Source organism: Ruegeria sp. YTSC002 (genome assembly GCF_059609845.1).
Genome location: NZ_JBXWML010000001.1, coordinates 389079 through 404962 on the forward strand (window position 1 = coordinate 389079; position 15884 = coordinate 404962).

A 15884-nucleotide genomic window follows, 5' to 3' on the forward strand; every position below is an offset into this window, starting at 1 on the left:
TTGGTCTGTTCGATGATGGACTGGACAGACAGTACATCAAATATAGTTTGGATATAATTCTTAGTGTTTCAAAGGCTGCGAAATCGTACCAACTGATACTAGCTTAACACCTTTACCGATAGCATGTAGAAGTCTACCTTTGTCTAAATTTGTTTCATTTTGAATTAGGAACTCTGTTATGCATCGGAAGTGTGAAAATCCGAGCGGCGAGTGTGATCACGTATTTGAGTTCTCTGACTTCGGTCCCCAAATCAAGATGGCGACCTTCCCAGAAAACCCGGTCGGAACTGCCTTGATGTTCGTCGAAAAAGAGAACGTTACTAGCTGCCCAGTTTGTGGCTACGATAACGAAATTATTGACGGAGCCGCGATAGGTACCGATAGCGCCCTCCATGTGATTTCGCCGTTACCAGAAGGCGAACTGATTGAAAAGATTAGACATACCAACCTTCTCTCGGGCGGCAGAAAGCTGATCTGTTCAGCAGAAAAGCGGCAATTTCGGCGAGAATTCATCACGAGGGAAACGGTTCCACGACTTGAAGTATTCAAAGATATATTTTTGGCTTTGCAGGATGACAGTATCAACGTTTTTCAGGCGGTCTTTTCTCACTATCACGATATTGACGACGAGTTTTTTGCTTCCCTGATCATCGTTGCTTCAGGTGCGGTCGAAATTAAGTCTAGCGTAGCAGATGACATTGAGAATGCGCCTGTCTTTCAGCCCGCGTCCGAGAACGACGAGCGTTTGTCTAAAGAAGAGTTCGCACGTCGGCTGGATTACCTGCGCGGCCTTTTGGGGCGGCTGGCTTATGCGTATTCCGTGACTTCACTCTTAAATGGGGTACAAGAATCCGGTGACATAAACTGGGGAGTTTCTAGGGTACTTGATGCGTTGCCAGTCGGCTTCCTTCGTTATCCCGAAACATCTGAACATCTGTTGCAGGCTTACCGAGAGTTGGTTTCCCAAGTCACTGAGGATGGTGATGGTTGGATCACAACTAAGTACATTTTCGTTTCAGCCGCAGCTCTGTGCTATTTGGCATCACACGATCCTTTTCCGGATCAGGAGGAATACAGCGACTTTACGGCATTTTTTGAATTCATGAGGGAATCAAATGGTTCTAACGAGCGCCAATTGATCGCTCCGGAAGTTGTTCGAAGAATGATCGATAGGTCCACGTTTGCGCGCGCGGTCACAGATTTCGGGAGGTCCAGTTCGGACAGCGAGAGCGACATAACCTCTAAGGTCGAGAAAGCGATGATGGCAAGCCTCCACCTTTTCGCGGGCGTCCGCAAGGCTCATGAACCAATGGGTGTTCAGACATTCCTGAGGAAAACACCAATCTTGAGCAGATTGTAGATAGGGTTCGCGCTGAGACCACTCTAAGTCGCCTGCTTGAAGAACCAAGCGTATCGCTGAAGCAGTTGTCGCGTGAGCTTGGCTATGCAAATCAGGAAACTCTTTCCCGCGCAGTCAAACGATGGACAGGTCAAACACCGAGCGGCTATCGACGGCAACACTCCTCGCCGTGACGGTGTTAGTTTCCTTCCATACGCACCAATCAGTCGCGACGAAGAGCAGGATGGCGTGTGGATTTTCCTGCACTTGCGAAAGTCGGCTTCGTCCCGCAACCCGGTCATTCAACCATAAAGTCTGAACATCCGCTCCCACTGAAACCGAGAAACCTCCTGCATCTAAATAAAGAAGCAACTGCAGGGGTTTGATCCATGAAGTACCTGTCTGCCCTCGGCGTTCTCGTCGGGGGTTTTCTTTTGCGCCCACCACCCAAGGCTGTCCTGACGACGATGCTCTGGGTGGTTGCTCGGTCTCACCCCGCTGTCTCGGCGCTGGTTCTGCTGACGGTCCTCTGGACGTGGAGGTCCAACTATGACTGAACTGGAGCTGAACCCCGGTGACGTCGTGGTCGTTCAGGCCTTCGATGACGTCCCTGAACATCTGTTCCGAGTGGAAGAGGTGTTCGAAGACTGCGTGACCGGCCATGCTGTCACTGGCCCTCTGACTGGAACCTACGGCGAACCGGCACTCGAGATGATCGTTCGGCTCGTCTCAACCCACTGAACCAATCCCACATTCCAAACCTGAAAGGAGGAGACCCATGTCTGCTCACATTCGCTATGCCTATCTGAAGGGTCACACGTGGCTTTATAGACGCAACTATCCCGTTGACGTGGCTCTCGCGCTGGGCGCTCAGGCGCTGAAGCAGAGCCTCAAGACCGGAGACCGTAACATCGCCCGCGTTCGTGCCGCTGAAGTCAATGCCCGGTTCGAAACGCTGGTGGAACAGGTTCGGGGCAAGGCAGAGGAAGCCCTGTCTGTCACGGAGAGCACCGCTGACGTTCCTGATTGGTTCAGCCAACCGGAAACGTCTCTCGTCCGTCTCCGGGCCACTCTGGGGGACTCTGGATGCAATCTGGAGCAACCTGCCTTCACCCGACCCGTCGCGAAGGTAAAGGTGCCGGTTCGTGACCTGAGCCGCGCCTATCTCTCCCGGCGTAGTGATGAACTGCGACCCAGCGGGTTCAAATCGGTCCGATACTCCGTCGGGTTGTTCACGAGCCGATATGGTGACCAGTCAGTGTGCAGTCTGACGCGGGCAGAAGGACGAGACTTCCTGTCAGCGATAGCCCAACTGTCTCCGATGATTGGCAAGTCGGAAAGAACCCGAGGGCTGCCCCTGGAACAGTTAGTCGCGTACTCTTCTCGTGGGGGGACCGCGACGATAACAGCCAGAACCCAGCGTCGGATCTGGTCGCAGGTCAATCACTTCCTCGACTGGGTGGTCTACGAGGGGCATCTGGAGGTTAACCCCTTCCGAACTGTTCTCTTCGATCGCAAAGTCCGGCCTCAACCCTATGCCGTCCCGACTGACGATGAAGTCTCCAGACTTCTGAGCGCTCGTGACCCTGAGCTTCATACCGTGTTGTTGACCTGTCTACTGTCAGGAATGCGAGCGGGGGAAGCGGTCGGGCTGCTCCGGGAAGACCTCGTGGCCAAGGGCAATCTCGGGGCGTTCGTGCATGTTCGACCGAACCGACTGCGGCTGCTGAAGACGGACGCGGCGGAGAGACTTGTTCCGGTTGGGTCTTACGCCGCCCTTCTTTAGGTTATTGCTTTCTGGCTCCACATAACATGTTGCCCAGACCTGCTTGGTCAGATGGGTAACATTCGGGTGTTCTGAATAACGGTGAACATCCAGTAGTTTGGAGTAGTGCGGATTTGTGATCGGAAAAGCATCTAGGGTCTTTCCAGCGTATATTTCTTCCATGAGTCAATTTGGCCCTCAAAAAATGCGACCACGCCCAGAGCGCACTTAGGCCCTGAAGACGTGATTAGCCGAGCGGAACCGCAGACGGCATTAAGCCATCAACGAGACACACCTCGACTGTGGTTTTCATTGTTGTTTGCTGTGAAGTGGAGGCTCTTGCGGAACCTCATAGCGGACCAAACCGCTATAGCGCATCTAGACGCTGGTCATGGTGCCCACGTAATGCGGGCGGTTAACATGACTAATAAATGGGTATGACCGGATAGTTTGCAAGTTCATGCGGATACTTTTTCCCCGCTGCCCTGCCTATCGGGCCCGACAGCGTATCTTCAGCGAGAGGATAGCGTATCTGGATTCTCTTGGGGGATGAGGAAACTGGGGTGATCGGGAGGGGGAGAGGTTTGAGTTTCTCTTCTCCTCTTTATCCCGCGTTTTCCATTACTTATCCCTATGCCGACTATACTCAGCCATAACCGCTATCGGCCTCTCCCTCTGTTTGGGGGAGGTCACCGCTGACGTGCAGACAGCAAGACAGTCTAGTAAGACATGTGTGATCTGAGCGGGGGCATAAACGGGGGCATTTCTTGGAGGGTTTGGCTCCAAGTGCCTACTGTTCAACCATGTCCTGATGAGCTGGCTGGGGTGGTAGGATTCGAACCTACGATACACGGTACCAAAAACCGCTGCCTTACCACTTGGCTACACCCCAACGGTGAGCGGCTATCTACGATTGTTGCTGGCAGGGATCAAGAGCGTTTTGTCAAAAAAACTCAGGTTGAACCGATTTTTTTCAGGGCGGTCATTTGGTGTCGATCAACACGGCTCCGGTCCGGTTTCCGTCCTGCACCATTGCATGCGCAGACGCGCATTCCTCAAGTGCAAAAACCTTTTGAACAGGGCAGGTCAAAGCGCCATCCGCCAAGGCCTTGTGAAGGGTCTTCACGGCATTGGCACGAAGATCCGGCGGAAGAAGGTAAATCAAAATGGTCTCAAGCGTCATGGCTTTGAACATCATCGGTCCGAACGGAAACACGGGGGTCATGTCCTGCGCGGACCCATAGGCGTTGATGCGACCGTTCTCGGCGATGACCGCGGCGTTTGTTTGAATATTCCGGCCGAATTCGACGTCGATGATTCGGCCGATTGTCTTTCCTTCATTTGCATCGAGAATTTCGGTGGAAAGATCCTCGCTGGCGTAATCAACCACGATATCTGCGCCGGCTTCCCTGACCCGGTCAAAGTTGCGAGGGCTGGCGGTCGCAATCACGCGCGCGCCCGCCCATTTGGCAAGCTGAACGGCCAGAAAGCCAACCGTGCCCGCGCCACCGTGTATCAAGATCGTATGCCCATCGGGGCGGCCGCCTGAAAACACCGCATGGCAGGCGGTGAGACCGGGGATGCCCAGAATCGCGCCGGTCTGCAACGACACTGCATCCGGCAGAGCCACGGCCTGCGCATCGGGAAGGGTGATGTGGCTGGCGGCGGTGCCGAAGGGGCGTTGCCATTGCCCGTTCCAGATCCACACGCGCTGACCGATCCGAGATGCGGATACGCCATCGCCAACGGCCGAGATTACACCAGCGCCGTCACTGTGCGGGATGATCAGGGGGAACGGCGGCTCTGTCACGCCCGGTCTGGTCCCGGCGCGGGCTTTGACGTCGGAAGGGTTCACCCCGGAAAAGGACAGCTCAACCGTGACCTCACCCGGACCCGGTGGGACCAGAGGGAGGTCCTGTATCCGCAGGACATCGGCCGGGTCTCCGAAGGTGGAATATGTAACTGCGCGCATGATCGCCTCCGTTTTGGTCGAGTTTCACAGCATATCGGCGGGAAACTCAAACACCTTGTCGCGGGTCCGAAACGCGGGGGAAGGTCAGCCCTGTGTCTATTCGCGAACCTCGGACGGGTCGACTCCCCAAAGGTTCGATTTCAATGTCCAGCCTCGATATCCGCCGGCAGAGATTTGGCACCAGTCCAGCGAACAGGTTCCCAGTCGGGCCACGACCCCGGATTCGAAATGCGCATTCACGGGCGAGGTCGGATCGGGGCGGGCATAGACAGGCAACATTTCGGCTTCAACCAGCACTGTCCGAACACCCGACAACAGGGCGTAGTGAACCCAGCCTCCAGCGCCGTCGCGGTCCTGAACCCGTCGCCAGTTGCCGTATTCGGCAGTGACCTGAAGCGGCATTCCGCGCCGTTTGAACACCCAGTCGATTCGATGCGTCAAAGAAGGTCCGCGTCTTACGTTGCCTTCTGCCGCTTTCATCGAGACATAACGGGGCAGGGGGAGGTTGGTGACCGGTCCACGTTTCACGTCGGCAAACGCAGCCCATGCGCCGAACATGATCAGAAATACGGATAGTGTCGCCAGACAACGGCGATTTACCGGTCGAATACCACTCACTGACTGCCTGCTCTTATGCCTGTTGATCCGGTTCCGAAAAAAGGTCGACTCAATGTCAAAGGGGTTCTTGTGCCCCGCCTTTTCCTGCGCCACGATGCCATGGCGCGCGTCCGTTTGCAAAGCAGTGGGAGGGCCGAGGTGCCAAGAGAACGTTTGAGTGTTGTCGTTACGCGACGGTTGCCCGAAGCGGTCGAAACACGTTTGAGCGAGTTGTTTGATGTGCGCTTGCGCGAAGATGACACTCCGATGACGCGCGAGGAACTGGTGGCCGCAGTGCAAGACGCCGATGTGCTGGTGCCTACGGTAACGGATGCGATTGATGGCGGTCTACTGGGCCAGGCGGGCGAACGGCTGAAACTCATTGCCAATTACGGTGCCGGTGTCGACAATATCGACGTGTCCACCGCGCGTCAGCGTGGAATTCTGGTGTCGAACACGCCGGGGGTGCTGACCGATGACACCGCCGACATGACGATGGCCCTGATCCTGGCCGTTACCAGACGCATTCCCGAAGGTCTGAGCGTGATGCAGCAGGGAGATTGGTCCGGCTGGGCGCCCACCGCTTTTCTGGGAGGTCGTATCGGAGGTCGTCGTCTGGGCATTCTGGGCATGGGACGGATCGGGCAGGCGGTGGCGCGACGTGCGAAAGCGTTTGGAATGCAGGTCCACTATCACAACCGCCGCAGGCTGCACCCCGAGACCGAGCAGGAGCTGGAGGCAACCTATTGGGAAAGCCTGGATCAGATGGTCGCGCGGATGGATGTGATCTCGGTCAATTGCCCCTCCACGCCGTCGACCTTCCATCTGATGAACGCACGTCGTCTGAAACTGATGAAACCCTCGGCAGTGATCGTAAATACGTCACGTGGCGAAGTCGTGGATGAAAACGCCCTGACCCGGATGATCCGCGCAGGTGAAATTGCGGGGGCGGGGCTGGATGTCTACGAAAAGGGCACTGACGTGAACCCGCGTCTGCGGCAGCTGCCCAATGTGGTTTTGTTGCCTCATATGGGATCGGCAACGCTGGAGGGCCGGGTGGAGATGGGCGAGAAGGTCATCATCAACATCAAGACTTTCGAAGACGGCCACCGCCCGCCGGATCAGGTCGTGCCGGCGATGCTGTAGCGCTCTGGAAAGGAGCAGGAATGGACGTCTATGAAGGAGGGTGCCGATGTGGAAATCTGCGCATCAGGGCTTCGGGTCGTCCTCTGCGGGTCGGAATCTGTCACTGTCTGGACTGCCGCAAGCATCATGGCGCTTTGTTCTATGCAGCGGCCGTTTTCCCGGATGACAGAATTGAGGTTTCCGGCGAAGCGCGCGGTTATGCTGACAGGTTCTTCTGCCCGGGCTGCGGCTCTCCGGTCTTTGCGCGCAGCGGAGCTGAAGTTGAAGTGCATCTTGGGTGCCTTGATGCGCCAGACCAGTTGACGCCAACATATGAAAGCTGGGTCTCCCGGCGTGAAGCGTGGTTGCCCGAGTTCCGCGGTATGACCCGTTATGATCGGGATCGATTGGTAGACGACGCAAAGGCTTAACGCGTGCTGCGGACGTCCGCCATGTGTTGATGGTGTGCAGCTTGGACTTGTTCACAGCGTGTTTGGCGCGCGGTTTTGAAAATCAGGGATGTATTGGAGGATTTGATCAGATGAGACGTGTTTCAGTTCTACTGTTTTCTGCATTTTGTTTTGCAGCTCCGGGGTTCGCTCAGGAAGCGGCCGATGCCGTTGCGCCGGAAACGGCCACGAAAGGGCAGGTACAGGCCATGACCGACGAGGTCATCGCGGCGCTCAAGGCCAAGCTGGATGGCGTTCCGGTCACGTCCCAGAACTGGATGGTCGCCGCGGCCAACCCGCTGGCGGTGGAAGCCGGCGCCAGAGTATTGCGCGCAGGTGGGTCTGCCGCAGACGCCATGGTTGCGGTGCAGGTCGTGCTGGGCCTGGTCGAGCCTCAATCCTCGGGCTTGGGCGGCGGTGCGTTTCTGGTCTGGTACGATGCAGCGACCGGTCAGATCACAACTCTGGACGGGCGTGAAACGGCGCCGCTGGCGGCCACGCCGACCTTGTTTCAGGACGAAAATGGTGAACCGCTGAAATTCTTCGATGCGGTTGTCGGTGGGCTGTCTGTGGGGACGCCGGGCACACCTGCCTTGCTGGAAGAGGCGCATCGCCGCTGGGGGCGTTCCTCGTGGCCCGGATTGTTTGCCGATGGAATAAGATTGGCGGATGAAGGCTTTCTGGTGTCCCCGCGCCTGGCCAGCCTTGTCGAAAAAGATGCCGAGCGTTTGTCGCGCTTTCCGGAAACGGCCGCGTATTTTCTGCCGGGGGGCGCACCGCTGCAACAGGGGCAGCGCCTGATGAACCCGGCTTATGCCGAAACATTGCGTGTGCTGGCCAGTGACGGGGCGGCCGGATTCTACGGCGGTGAGATTGCCGCGGATATCGTGCGCACGGTTCGCAACGCTCCGGGCAATCCCGGTGTTCTGTCCGGTGCGGATCTTGCGCTGTATCAGGTGATCGAGCGCGAGCCGGTTTGCGCAGAATACCGCGCCTATGAAGTCTGCGGCATGGGCCCGCCGTCGTCGGGTGCGCTGACCGTGGGGCAAATTCTGGGGATGCTGAACAGCCATGATCTGGCGGCCATGGGGCCGGAAAGCGCCGAGGCCTGGCGGCTGATCGGAGACGCTTCGCGCCTCGCCTTTGCGGACCGGGGCCGCTACATGGCCGACAGCGATTTCGTACCCATGCCGACCAAGGGGCTGGTTGATCCGGCCTACCTGTCGCAACGAGCGGAATTGCTGGATACCGAAGGCGCGCTGGCAGATGTCGGACCCGGTCAGCCGGAATTCGATCACGCGCTGAACTGGGCGGATGACGTGTCGCTGGAATTGCCTTCGACCTCGCATATCTCGATCGTCGACGGCTATGGCAACGTGCTGTCGATGACCACGACCATCGAGAACGGCTTTGGTTCACGCCTGATGACAAACGGGTTCCTTCTGAACAACGAACTGACGGATTTTTCGTTCAAGACCCACAGTAACGGCGTGCCGATCGCCAACCGGCTGGAGCCCGGAAAACGCCCGCGTTCCTCCATGAGCCCAACCATCGTGATGCAGGATGGCACACCGGTTTTGGCCATTGGTTCTCCGGGCGGCAGTCGGATCATCGGCTATGTGGCCAAATCGATCATCGCCTGGGCCGACTGGGGCATGGATGTGCAACAAGCCGTGTCGCTGCCGCATCTCGTCAATCGTTTCGGGACGTATGATGTCGAGGCCGGGACCTCTGCCGAAGGCTTTTCCGACGGGCTGACTCAGTTTGGGTTCGAGGTAAACCCGCGTGACCTGACATCTGGCCTTCACGCCATCGAAATCGGCGAAGGGCTGAGCGGTGGCGTTGACCCCCGTCGCGAAGGTATCGCGCTGGGCGAATAGACCCTCGGTATTTGTGGGGATTGCCCGCACTTGGTGGGCCAATTAGTCATAGACTGAAAGGCCCGCGATGTGCTGCGGCAAGGGAGGATGACGATGGTGCAGGCGACCGCTTTGCCTCGGAATGAAACAGGTATCGAAACCGCCATAGGCGTTCTGAAACAACGCTTTGGCGACAGGCTGCAAACGGGTGCCGCAATCCGGGAACAGCACGGGCACACCACGACCTGGATCGAAAACCAGAGCCCGGATGCTGTGGTTTTCCCGCATACATCGCAGGAGGTTTCGGAAATCGTCAAAACCTGTGCCGCGCACAGGGTGCCGGTGATCCCATTCGGCACTGGAACGTCGCTGGAAGGGCATGTGAATGCGCCAGCGGGGGGGATCTCGGTCGATCTGATGCAGATGGACAAGGTGCTGGCTGTCCACGCCGAAGATCTGGATTGCGTCGTGCAGCCCGGCGTCACGCGTGAGGCGCTGAACACCCATTTGCGGGATCAGGGGTTGTTCTTTCCGATTGACCCGGGGGCGAATGCCTCGCTGGGCGGTATGGCCGCGACCCGCGCGTCAGGCACCAATGCGGTGCGATACGGAACGATGCGGGACAACGTTCTCAGCCTCGAGGCGGTCATGCCGGACGGCCAGATCATCCGTACCGGTCACAGGGCCAAGAAATCATCGGCCGGGTATGATCTGGCACGCCTTCTGATTGGGGCGGAAGGTACGTTGGGGATCATCACCGAGCTGACTCTGCGGTTGCAGGGTATCCCCGAAGCGATCAGCTCGGCCAGGTGTTCTTTTCCATCGGTCGATGCAGCGTGTCGGGCTGTGATGATGACCATTCAGTATGGCATTCCGGTCGCCCGAATAGAGTTGCTGGATGAAATGTCGGTTCAGGCGGCAAACGCCTATTCCGGGCTATGCCTGCCGGAAACGCCATTGTTGCTGCTTGAATTCCATGGCTCTGAAAGCGGTGCAGCGGAACAGGCTGAAACCTTTGGTCAGATCGCCGAGGAGTTCGGCGGCACGGATTTTGCTGCGACCTCGACCACCGAAGAACGGAACAAGCTTTGGCAGGCCCGGCATGATATGTATTGGGCGTGCCTGCAACTGCGCCCCGGCGCGCGCGGTATTTCAACGGATGTCTGCGTGCCGATCTCGCGTCTGGCGGAATGTGTGACCAGCACCCAACAGAAGGCATCCGATCTTGGTTTGCTCGCGCCAATGGTCGGGCATGTGGGGGATGGGAACTTCCACTCGCTTCTATTGATCGACATGGAAAATACCGAAGAAGTTGCCAAAGCCGAAGAGTTTGTCGGCTGGTTGAATGATCTGGCAATTTCAATGGAAGGCACCTGTACAGGTGAACACGGAATCGGTCAGGGCAAAATGCCTTACCTCATCAAGGAACTGGGTGCTGCCACGCAGTATATGGCGGCGATCAAGGCCGCTCTGGACCCCGAAAATATCATGAATCCCGGCAAGGTTTTGGCGGGCCAATCCTAGCGGTTTTCGCGTTCTGGCCCGCATTGCGCCTTCAAATCGTCCACATGTTCTGGTTTCACATCCTCGATTGAGAACAGGTGGTCGACATGAGTGCAAAATATCTGGCAGGGTTTGCAGCAGTCTGTGGAGTTGTCGTTGCTGGGCTGGATTATTATCAGCAGGCCAAGGCATCCGAGACCGGGCTGGGCCTCAAAGGTTATGTTGCCTCGGTATCCGCGCGTGTCGGGATTTCGGACAGTCGGCTTGATGCAAAGGCTCAACCTGTACAGCCAGAGGAACCTGCGGCGAAGACACCGGCAGAGGAGACTAAGAAACTCGTCTGCACCACGATCGGGACAAGCAAGCGCTGTCGCTCCAGCGGTTGAGATCACGGGTTTCATGACCGATCTGCGGCCCGCATTCGATGATCGGGTCGTTTTTTTCATATCACTGGTCGGATGAATGTCGCGCGATCCCCTTCAAGTGCGCCATATGGTGTCAACTGATTTCAAGGGGAGACGCCCGGTTATGAAAACCCAAGTCAAAGCACTGGTCGTTGGCGGCGGCGCCGTTGGGACCTCGATTGCCTATCATCTGGCCAAAGCGGGCTGGGATGATGTGATGTTGATCGAACGGGACGAGCTGACGTCCGGGTCCACGTGGCACGCGGCTGGTCTGCTGCCATTGTTCAACATGTCCTATGCGACAACTCACATCCACAAGTATTCGGTCGATTTCTACAAGACGCTGGAAGAAGAAACCGGACTGAATGCGGGTTTTGCCGTCGTCGGCAACCTGCGCATGGCACAGACGCAGGAGCGCATGGACGAGTACATGCTCTACGCGTCCACCGCCGAAACCTGCGATGTTGCCTATGAGTGGCTGACGCCTGAGCAGATCAAGGAGCGTTGGCCGCTGATCGAGACATCGGATCTGAAAGGCGCGATCTACCACACCGAGGACGGCTACATTAACCCGGCGGACGTGACGCAGGCGATGGCCAAGGGGGCCCGTCAGCGTGGTGTCGAGATCGTGCGCAAGATGCAGGCGGATGCCTTCCACTGGAACGGTACCCATTGGGAAGTCACTTGCACCAAGATGGTGGAAAAAGGCGGCAATCTTGTCGAAAGCGATGAGAAGGTCGTGATCACTGCCGAGCATGTTGTCACTGCATCGGGCAACCACGCACAGCGCACCGCCAAAATGCTGGGCATCAAGATGCCGGCGATCCCGGTCGAGCATACGTTCATCGTCATGGACAAAGACCCGGAGTTGGTCAAATGGCGTGAAGCGGGCAACCCCGAACACCCCGTCGTGCGCGACGCGGACAATGAATCCTATGCCCGTGAAGAACGCGGCGGCTGGATTCTGGGCATCTATGAGCATGGCGCCCCCGCACGGTTTGAACACGGTGTGCCGGACAGCTTCCGCGCGGATCTGTTCCCGCTGGATCTGGACCGGATTGCGGATCAGTACATGGCCATGGCCGAGCGTGTGCCGTCCTGTGCTGAATCCGGCCTGAAAGACGATTTCAACGGCCCGATCTGTTATACGCCTGACGGCAACCCGCTGGTTGGGCCTGCGCCGGGCCTGCGCAATATGTGGCTGGCCGAAGGTTTCAGCTTTGGCATTACCGCAGCAGGCGGCACCGGCTATTATCTGGCGCAGATGATGGTCGATGGCGAAGCCGAGATCGATATGGCCTCGCTGGACCCCAAACGCTATTCCAGCAACTGGATGACCACCGAGTTCGCGGCGCGCAAGAACGAGGAGTGCTATGAGCACGTCTACATCCTGCACCACCCCGACGAAGAGCGTGAAGCCTGCCGCCCGCTGCGGACCGTTCCGGCATACGACCGTCAGAAAGCACGCGGTGCACAATTCGGCTGGGTCAACGGCTGGGAACGTCCGAACTATTTCGGCCCTGTCGATGCGCCCGAGAACTTCGACAAGGAAAGCCGGTCGTTCCGTCGTGGCGGCTGGTGGCAATATGCCGTCGAAGAAGCCAAGGCGATCCGCGAAGGCGTTGGCCTGATCGACGCATCGGCCTTCACCAAGCATGTCGTCAAAGGCCCCGGTGCCACCCAGTTCCTGGATTGGTTCACCTGCAACAAGCTGCCCAAGGTCGGTCGCATCAACCTGACCTATGCGCTTACCTCGCACGGCACCACCCGTACCGAATACACCATCGTCCGCAATGGCGAGAACAACTATTACCTCGTCTCTGCCGGGGCCTGGACGGAGTACGACGCCGATTACCTGCGCAAGGCGGCCGAGGACAAGATGGACGAGTTCGGTTACATCGAAATCCAGGACGTGACCACCCAATGGGGCGTCTTTGCCATCGCCGGGCCGAAATCGCGCGACGTTCTGAAAGAGGTCATCAAGGACGCCGAGCCTGAAACCGCGCTGTCCAACAAGCGCTTCCCGTGGCTGTCGGCCCGTCAGATCGAACTGGGCATGTGCCCGGTCAACGCGATCCGCGTGGCCTATACCGGTGAACTGGGCTGGGAGTTGCACCACCCGATCGAGATGCAGAACTACCTGTTCGACCTGCTTGAAAAAGCCGGTGAGAAGCACGGCATGAAACTGGTCGGTGCCCGCGCCCAGAACTGGCTGCGGCAGGAGAAATCCTATCGCGCCTTCGGCACCGAACTGGGCCGCGACGCCACCCCGCTGGAAGCCGACCTGCCGCGCTTTGTCGACTTGTCGAAAGACTTCTACGGCAAGGCCAAGCTGGAAGAGACCGGCGTGCGCGTGAAATGCTGTACCCTGCTGATCGATGGGCCGGAGGATGCCGACCCATGGGGCCGCGAGGCACTGTACACACCGGAAGGCGAGCGTGTGGGTCGATTGACTTCGGGCGGGTATTCCGTGGCATTCGAGAAGTCCATCGGCATGGGTTATGTAAAGCCCGAGCTGGCAGTCGAAGGCACAAAACTGAAGGTCAAGATGCAGGACAAGCTGTGGGATGCGGTCGTGACCTGCGACAGCCCCTACGACCCGAAAAACGAAACCATCCGCAAGGACGGTTGATCGAAGAAAGGCCCCGGAAACCTTCGGGGCCTTTTCTTTTTGTCATGCTGAGAGTTCGTCGAAGCATTCCAGCGCCTTGGCCGCGTACATCATGGCTGGGCCACCGCCCATCTGGATCGCCATGGCCAGCACGTCGGACACTTCTTCCCGTGTCGCACCTGCCTTGATCAAAGCTTCGGTATGCAGGGTGATACAGGGTTCGCAGCGCAGGCTGATCGACATGCCCAACGCAATGAGTTCCTTCGTCTTGTAGTCGAGCGTCCCGCCCTCTTTGACGGCTTTGCCAAGCGCTCCGAATGCGCGCGTGGTATCGGGGATGGATCCGTTCAGGTTTCGCAAACTCTTTCGTGTCGCCGAGAGTTTTTCTTGCCATGCCATTGCTGAGTGCCCTTCTTCATATTTTTCAACTGGAATATGAAGTGGGGTGCAGCTGTTTGACTTTGATCTCGATCAGACGTCAGGGCGCTCGGCAATGAATGCAAGATTGTTGGCAGGCATTTCGACCGGTGCCAACGCGTGCAGGCCAACGTTTTTGAACAGGTCCAGAATGTCCTCGTCGTTTTTGTAACCGATTTCGGGGTCTTGTTGAAACAAAGCCTCATGAAAGCGAACATCCCCGTCACTGGTGAGTAGGCCCGAGCGTTTGAACGGGCCGTACAAGATGAACCGCCCCTTTGGTGACAGGGATTGGGCGACTTCCGAAACGAGGGTTCTGGTTTCCTGCCAACTGATCAAGTGAATCAAGTTTATCAAAACGATCAGATCCTGGCCGTTAAACCGCCTGTGCCAGCCTGATATCGTTGCATCCAGTTCTGCGACCGGCGTGACATTTGGCAGGTTTCGGGTATAGGCGTCGATACTTACGCGCCGCTCTGGGTCAACTTCCGAAGGCTGCCACGTCAGCCCGGGCAGCGCTTCGGCGAAGGCCCTGACGTGCTGACCAGTTCCGCTTGCGATTTCCAATGCCTGGCCCCGGGACGGGCCCCATTCTTGCAGCAGTGCACACAGGGCGTCCGTGTTCCGGGATGCTGCCGGGGCCACCAGCTTGCCATCTTCAGACGCATTGGCGACGCTTGCAGAAGAGGGGAGGCTGCGTTTGATCATCGTTTCAGCCTGTCAGGGGTCAACATGCCTACTATTTCAGGTTCCAGTTCGGGTGTGTTTCCAACAACAAGATCGCTCAACAGTTGCGAGGCCGCTGGTGAGGTTTGAAAGCCATACCCGCCCTGACCGCCACACCAGACAAACGAAGGGTCCAGCGGGTCGCGCCCAAGCACCAAGGTCCCATCCGGGGCAAAACTGCGCAAACCTGCCCAATTCGTTTCAACCCTTGTGACCGGCACGGTCATCAGCTCTTCATACCGCGCCAGCCCCTCTGCCAGCACCATATCATCTGCATAGGCATCCTGCGGCGGAACCGGATCGGCTTCGGAGGGTGAGACCAGAAGCTTGCCCGCATCCGGTTTGGCGTACCATGTCTCGCCAGCGCCCAGCATCATCGGCCAGACAGAAACGTCATGCCCTCCGGGGGCGGGCAGACGCGCCATTGACCGACGACGGGGTATGATGCCGATACCGGGCAGCCCTGCAAGCTGCGCAACCTCATCCACCCAGGCACCGGCTGCGTTGACCAGAATGCGGGCTTCAAAGATCTCATTGGCCTCGACCACCCAGTGCTTTTCTTTTCGAATGTCGGTGACTTTGCTTTTCGTCGAAACCGTTCCTCCGTTTTGCCGGATGGTCCGGGCGAAATCCTGCAACAGGCGATCTGTATCGATGTCAAAGGCCGCTTCGCTGATGGCTGCAAACCCGACCTTGTCCGGGTTCAGGATCGGAACGCGCGATATCGCCTGATCCATCGGTATCTTCACCATGTTCAGATCGGCGCGATCGGCCTCAAAAATGTCGGGCTGGTCAATTGCTCCGACCAGCATCAATCCGCGCGGTGTCAGGTAACCGCCATTCTGCGTATGAAGAAAGGCGGCCCCCGCTTTGTTCAGGGCGACGACCGAGGGAGGCCCATAGCTTTCTTCGAACAACGCCGCCGACCGGCCCGATGCGTGATAGCCCAGGGCGTCTTCGGCTTCGAGAACCACCACAGTGCCGTGTTGCGACAGGCGCGCACCGGCGCTCAGCCCGGCGATTCCGCCGCCGATGACTAGGAAATCAATCATGACTTGCGATCCGTTCGAAACGGATATGCAATGGGTTTCTTGAATTCCATGCTGACCCTAATGCT

General features: G+C 57.8%; 16 protein-coding genes and 1 tRNA gene. 11 read left to right on the forward strand and 6 right to left on the reverse strand.

All coding sequences use genetic code 11. The annotated features are described in order from the left end of the window. Window positions 1-178: 178 nt before the first annotated feature. The 5 genes from AC2FFD_RS01930 to AC2FFD_RS01950 all read left to right on the forward strand — a co-directional run bounded on the left by AC2FFD_RS01930 (window position 179) and on the right by AC2FFD_RS01950 (window position 3125). Window positions 179-1360, forward strand: a complete 1182-nt coding sequence (locus AC2FFD_RS01930) for a hypothetical protein (RefSeq protein WP_496871667.1) — start codon at window positions 179-181, stop codon at window positions 1358-1360. 32 nt (window positions 1361-1392) lie between these two features. Further along, a complete protein-coding gene (locus AC2FFD_RS01935) occupies window positions 1393-1533 on the forward strand; it encodes a helix-turn-helix domain-containing protein (RefSeq protein WP_496872235.1) in 141 nt (46 codons plus the stop codon). A 195-nt stretch (window positions 1534-1728) separates the two neighbouring features. After that, on the forward strand, window positions 1729-1896 hold the full coding sequence (locus AC2FFD_RS01940) for a hypothetical protein (RefSeq protein ID WP_496871668.1): 168 nt from the start codon (window positions 1729-1731) through the stop codon (window positions 1894-1896). After that, a complete protein-coding gene (locus AC2FFD_RS01945; RefSeq protein WP_496871669.1) occupies window positions 1889-2080 on the forward strand; it encodes a hypothetical protein in 192 nt (63 codons plus the stop codon). Before AC2FFD_RS01940 ends, AC2FFD_RS01945 begins: the two co-directional genes overlap by 8 nt. A gap of 37 nt (window positions 2081-2117) precedes the next feature. Continuing rightward, on the forward strand, window positions 2118-3125 hold the full coding sequence (locus AC2FFD_RS01950) for a DUF6538 domain-containing protein (RefSeq protein WP_496871670.1): 1008 nt from the start codon (window positions 2118-2120) through the stop codon (window positions 3123-3125). Window positions 3126-3921: 796 nt separating this feature from the next. On the opposite strand, the gene AC2FFD_RS01955 is transcribed toward AC2FFD_RS01950, so the two are convergent. The 3 genes from AC2FFD_RS01955 to AC2FFD_RS01965 all read right to left on the reverse strand — a co-directional run bounded on the left by AC2FFD_RS01955 (window position 3922) and on the right by AC2FFD_RS01965 (window position 5634). Continuing rightward, window positions 3922-3996: transfer RNA gene (locus AC2FFD_RS01955), tRNA-Gln, on the reverse strand. A gap of 90 nt (window positions 3997-4086) precedes the next feature. Continuing rightward, complete coding sequence (locus tag AC2FFD_RS01960) at window positions 4087-5076, reverse strand: NADPH:quinone reductase (protein WP_496871671.1); 990 nt, start codon at window positions 5074-5076, stop codon at window positions 4087-4089. Between the two features lie 96 nt (window positions 5077-5172). Further along, window positions 5173-5634 carry an SH3 domain-containing protein gene (locus tag AC2FFD_RS01965; protein ID WP_170344704.1) on the reverse strand — a complete coding sequence of 154 codons (462 nt, stop codon included), beginning with the start codon at window positions 5632-5634 and terminating at the stop codon, window positions 5173-5175. 198 nt (window positions 5635-5832) lie between these two features. Between AC2FFD_RS01965 and AC2FFD_RS01970 the strand changes: the two genes are divergently transcribed. The 6 genes from AC2FFD_RS01970 to AC2FFD_RS01995 all read left to right on the forward strand — a co-directional run bounded on the left by AC2FFD_RS01970 (window position 5833) and on the right by AC2FFD_RS01995 (window position 13645). Further along, window positions 5833-6819 (forward strand): 2-hydroxyacid dehydrogenase, encoded by a 987-nt coding sequence (locus tag AC2FFD_RS01970; protein ID WP_170343576.1) that lies wholly within the window; start codon window positions 5833-5835, stop codon window positions 6817-6819. A 20-nt stretch (window positions 6820-6839) separates the two neighbouring features. Further along, on the forward strand, window positions 6840-7229 hold the full coding sequence (locus AC2FFD_RS01975; RefSeq protein WP_257599173.1) for a GFA family protein: 390 nt from the start codon (window positions 6840-6842) through the stop codon (window positions 7227-7229). A 110-nt stretch (window positions 7230-7339) separates the two neighbouring features. Then, entirely contained in the window at window positions 7340-9127 is a 1788-nt protein-coding gene (gene ggt, locus AC2FFD_RS01980; RefSeq protein ID WP_496871674.1) for a gamma-glutamyltransferase, read from the forward strand. A gap of 93 nt (window positions 9128-9220) precedes the next feature. Next, the gene (locus tag AC2FFD_RS01985; protein ID WP_496871676.1) at window positions 9221-10630 is read left to right on the forward strand and encodes an FAD-binding oxidoreductase; all 1410 of its coding nucleotides are present in this window, start codon (window positions 9221-9223) and stop codon (window positions 10628-10630) included. Window positions 10631-10716: 86 nt separating this feature from the next. Continuing rightward, window positions 10717-10995: a hypothetical protein gene (locus AC2FFD_RS01990; protein ID WP_170343580.1), complete on the forward strand. Its 279-nt coding sequence runs from the start codon at window positions 10717-10719 to the stop codon at window positions 10993-10995. A gap of 142 nt (window positions 10996-11137) precedes the next feature. Next, a complete protein-coding gene (locus tag AC2FFD_RS01995; protein WP_496871679.1) occupies window positions 11138-13645 on the forward strand; it encodes a GcvT family protein in 2508 nt (835 codons plus the stop codon). A 42-nt stretch (window positions 13646-13687) separates the two neighbouring features. Here the strand turns inward: AC2FFD_RS01995 and AC2FFD_RS02000 are convergent, their stop codons facing one another. The 3 genes from AC2FFD_RS02000 to AC2FFD_RS02010 all read right to left on the reverse strand — a co-directional run bounded on the left by AC2FFD_RS02000 (window position 13688) and on the right by AC2FFD_RS02010 (window position 15819). Further along, window positions 13688-14023, reverse strand: coding sequence for a carboxymuconolactone decarboxylase family protein (locus tag AC2FFD_RS02000; RefSeq protein WP_170343582.1), 336 nt, complete (start codon window positions 14021-14023; stop codon window positions 13688-13690). A 72-nt stretch (window positions 14024-14095) separates the two neighbouring features. Next, the gene (locus AC2FFD_RS02005) at window positions 14096-14749 is read right to left on the reverse strand and encodes a DUF938 domain-containing protein (RefSeq protein WP_496871681.1); all 654 of its coding nucleotides are present in this window, start codon (window positions 14747-14749) and stop codon (window positions 14096-14098) included. Continuing rightward, complete coding sequence (locus AC2FFD_RS02010; protein WP_496871683.1) at window positions 14746-15819, reverse strand: NAD(P)/FAD-dependent oxidoreductase; 1074 nt, start codon at window positions 15817-15819, stop codon at window positions 14746-14748. Before AC2FFD_RS02010 ends, AC2FFD_RS02005 begins: the two co-directional genes overlap by 4 nt. Between the last annotated feature and the right edge of the window lie 65 nt (window positions 15820-15884).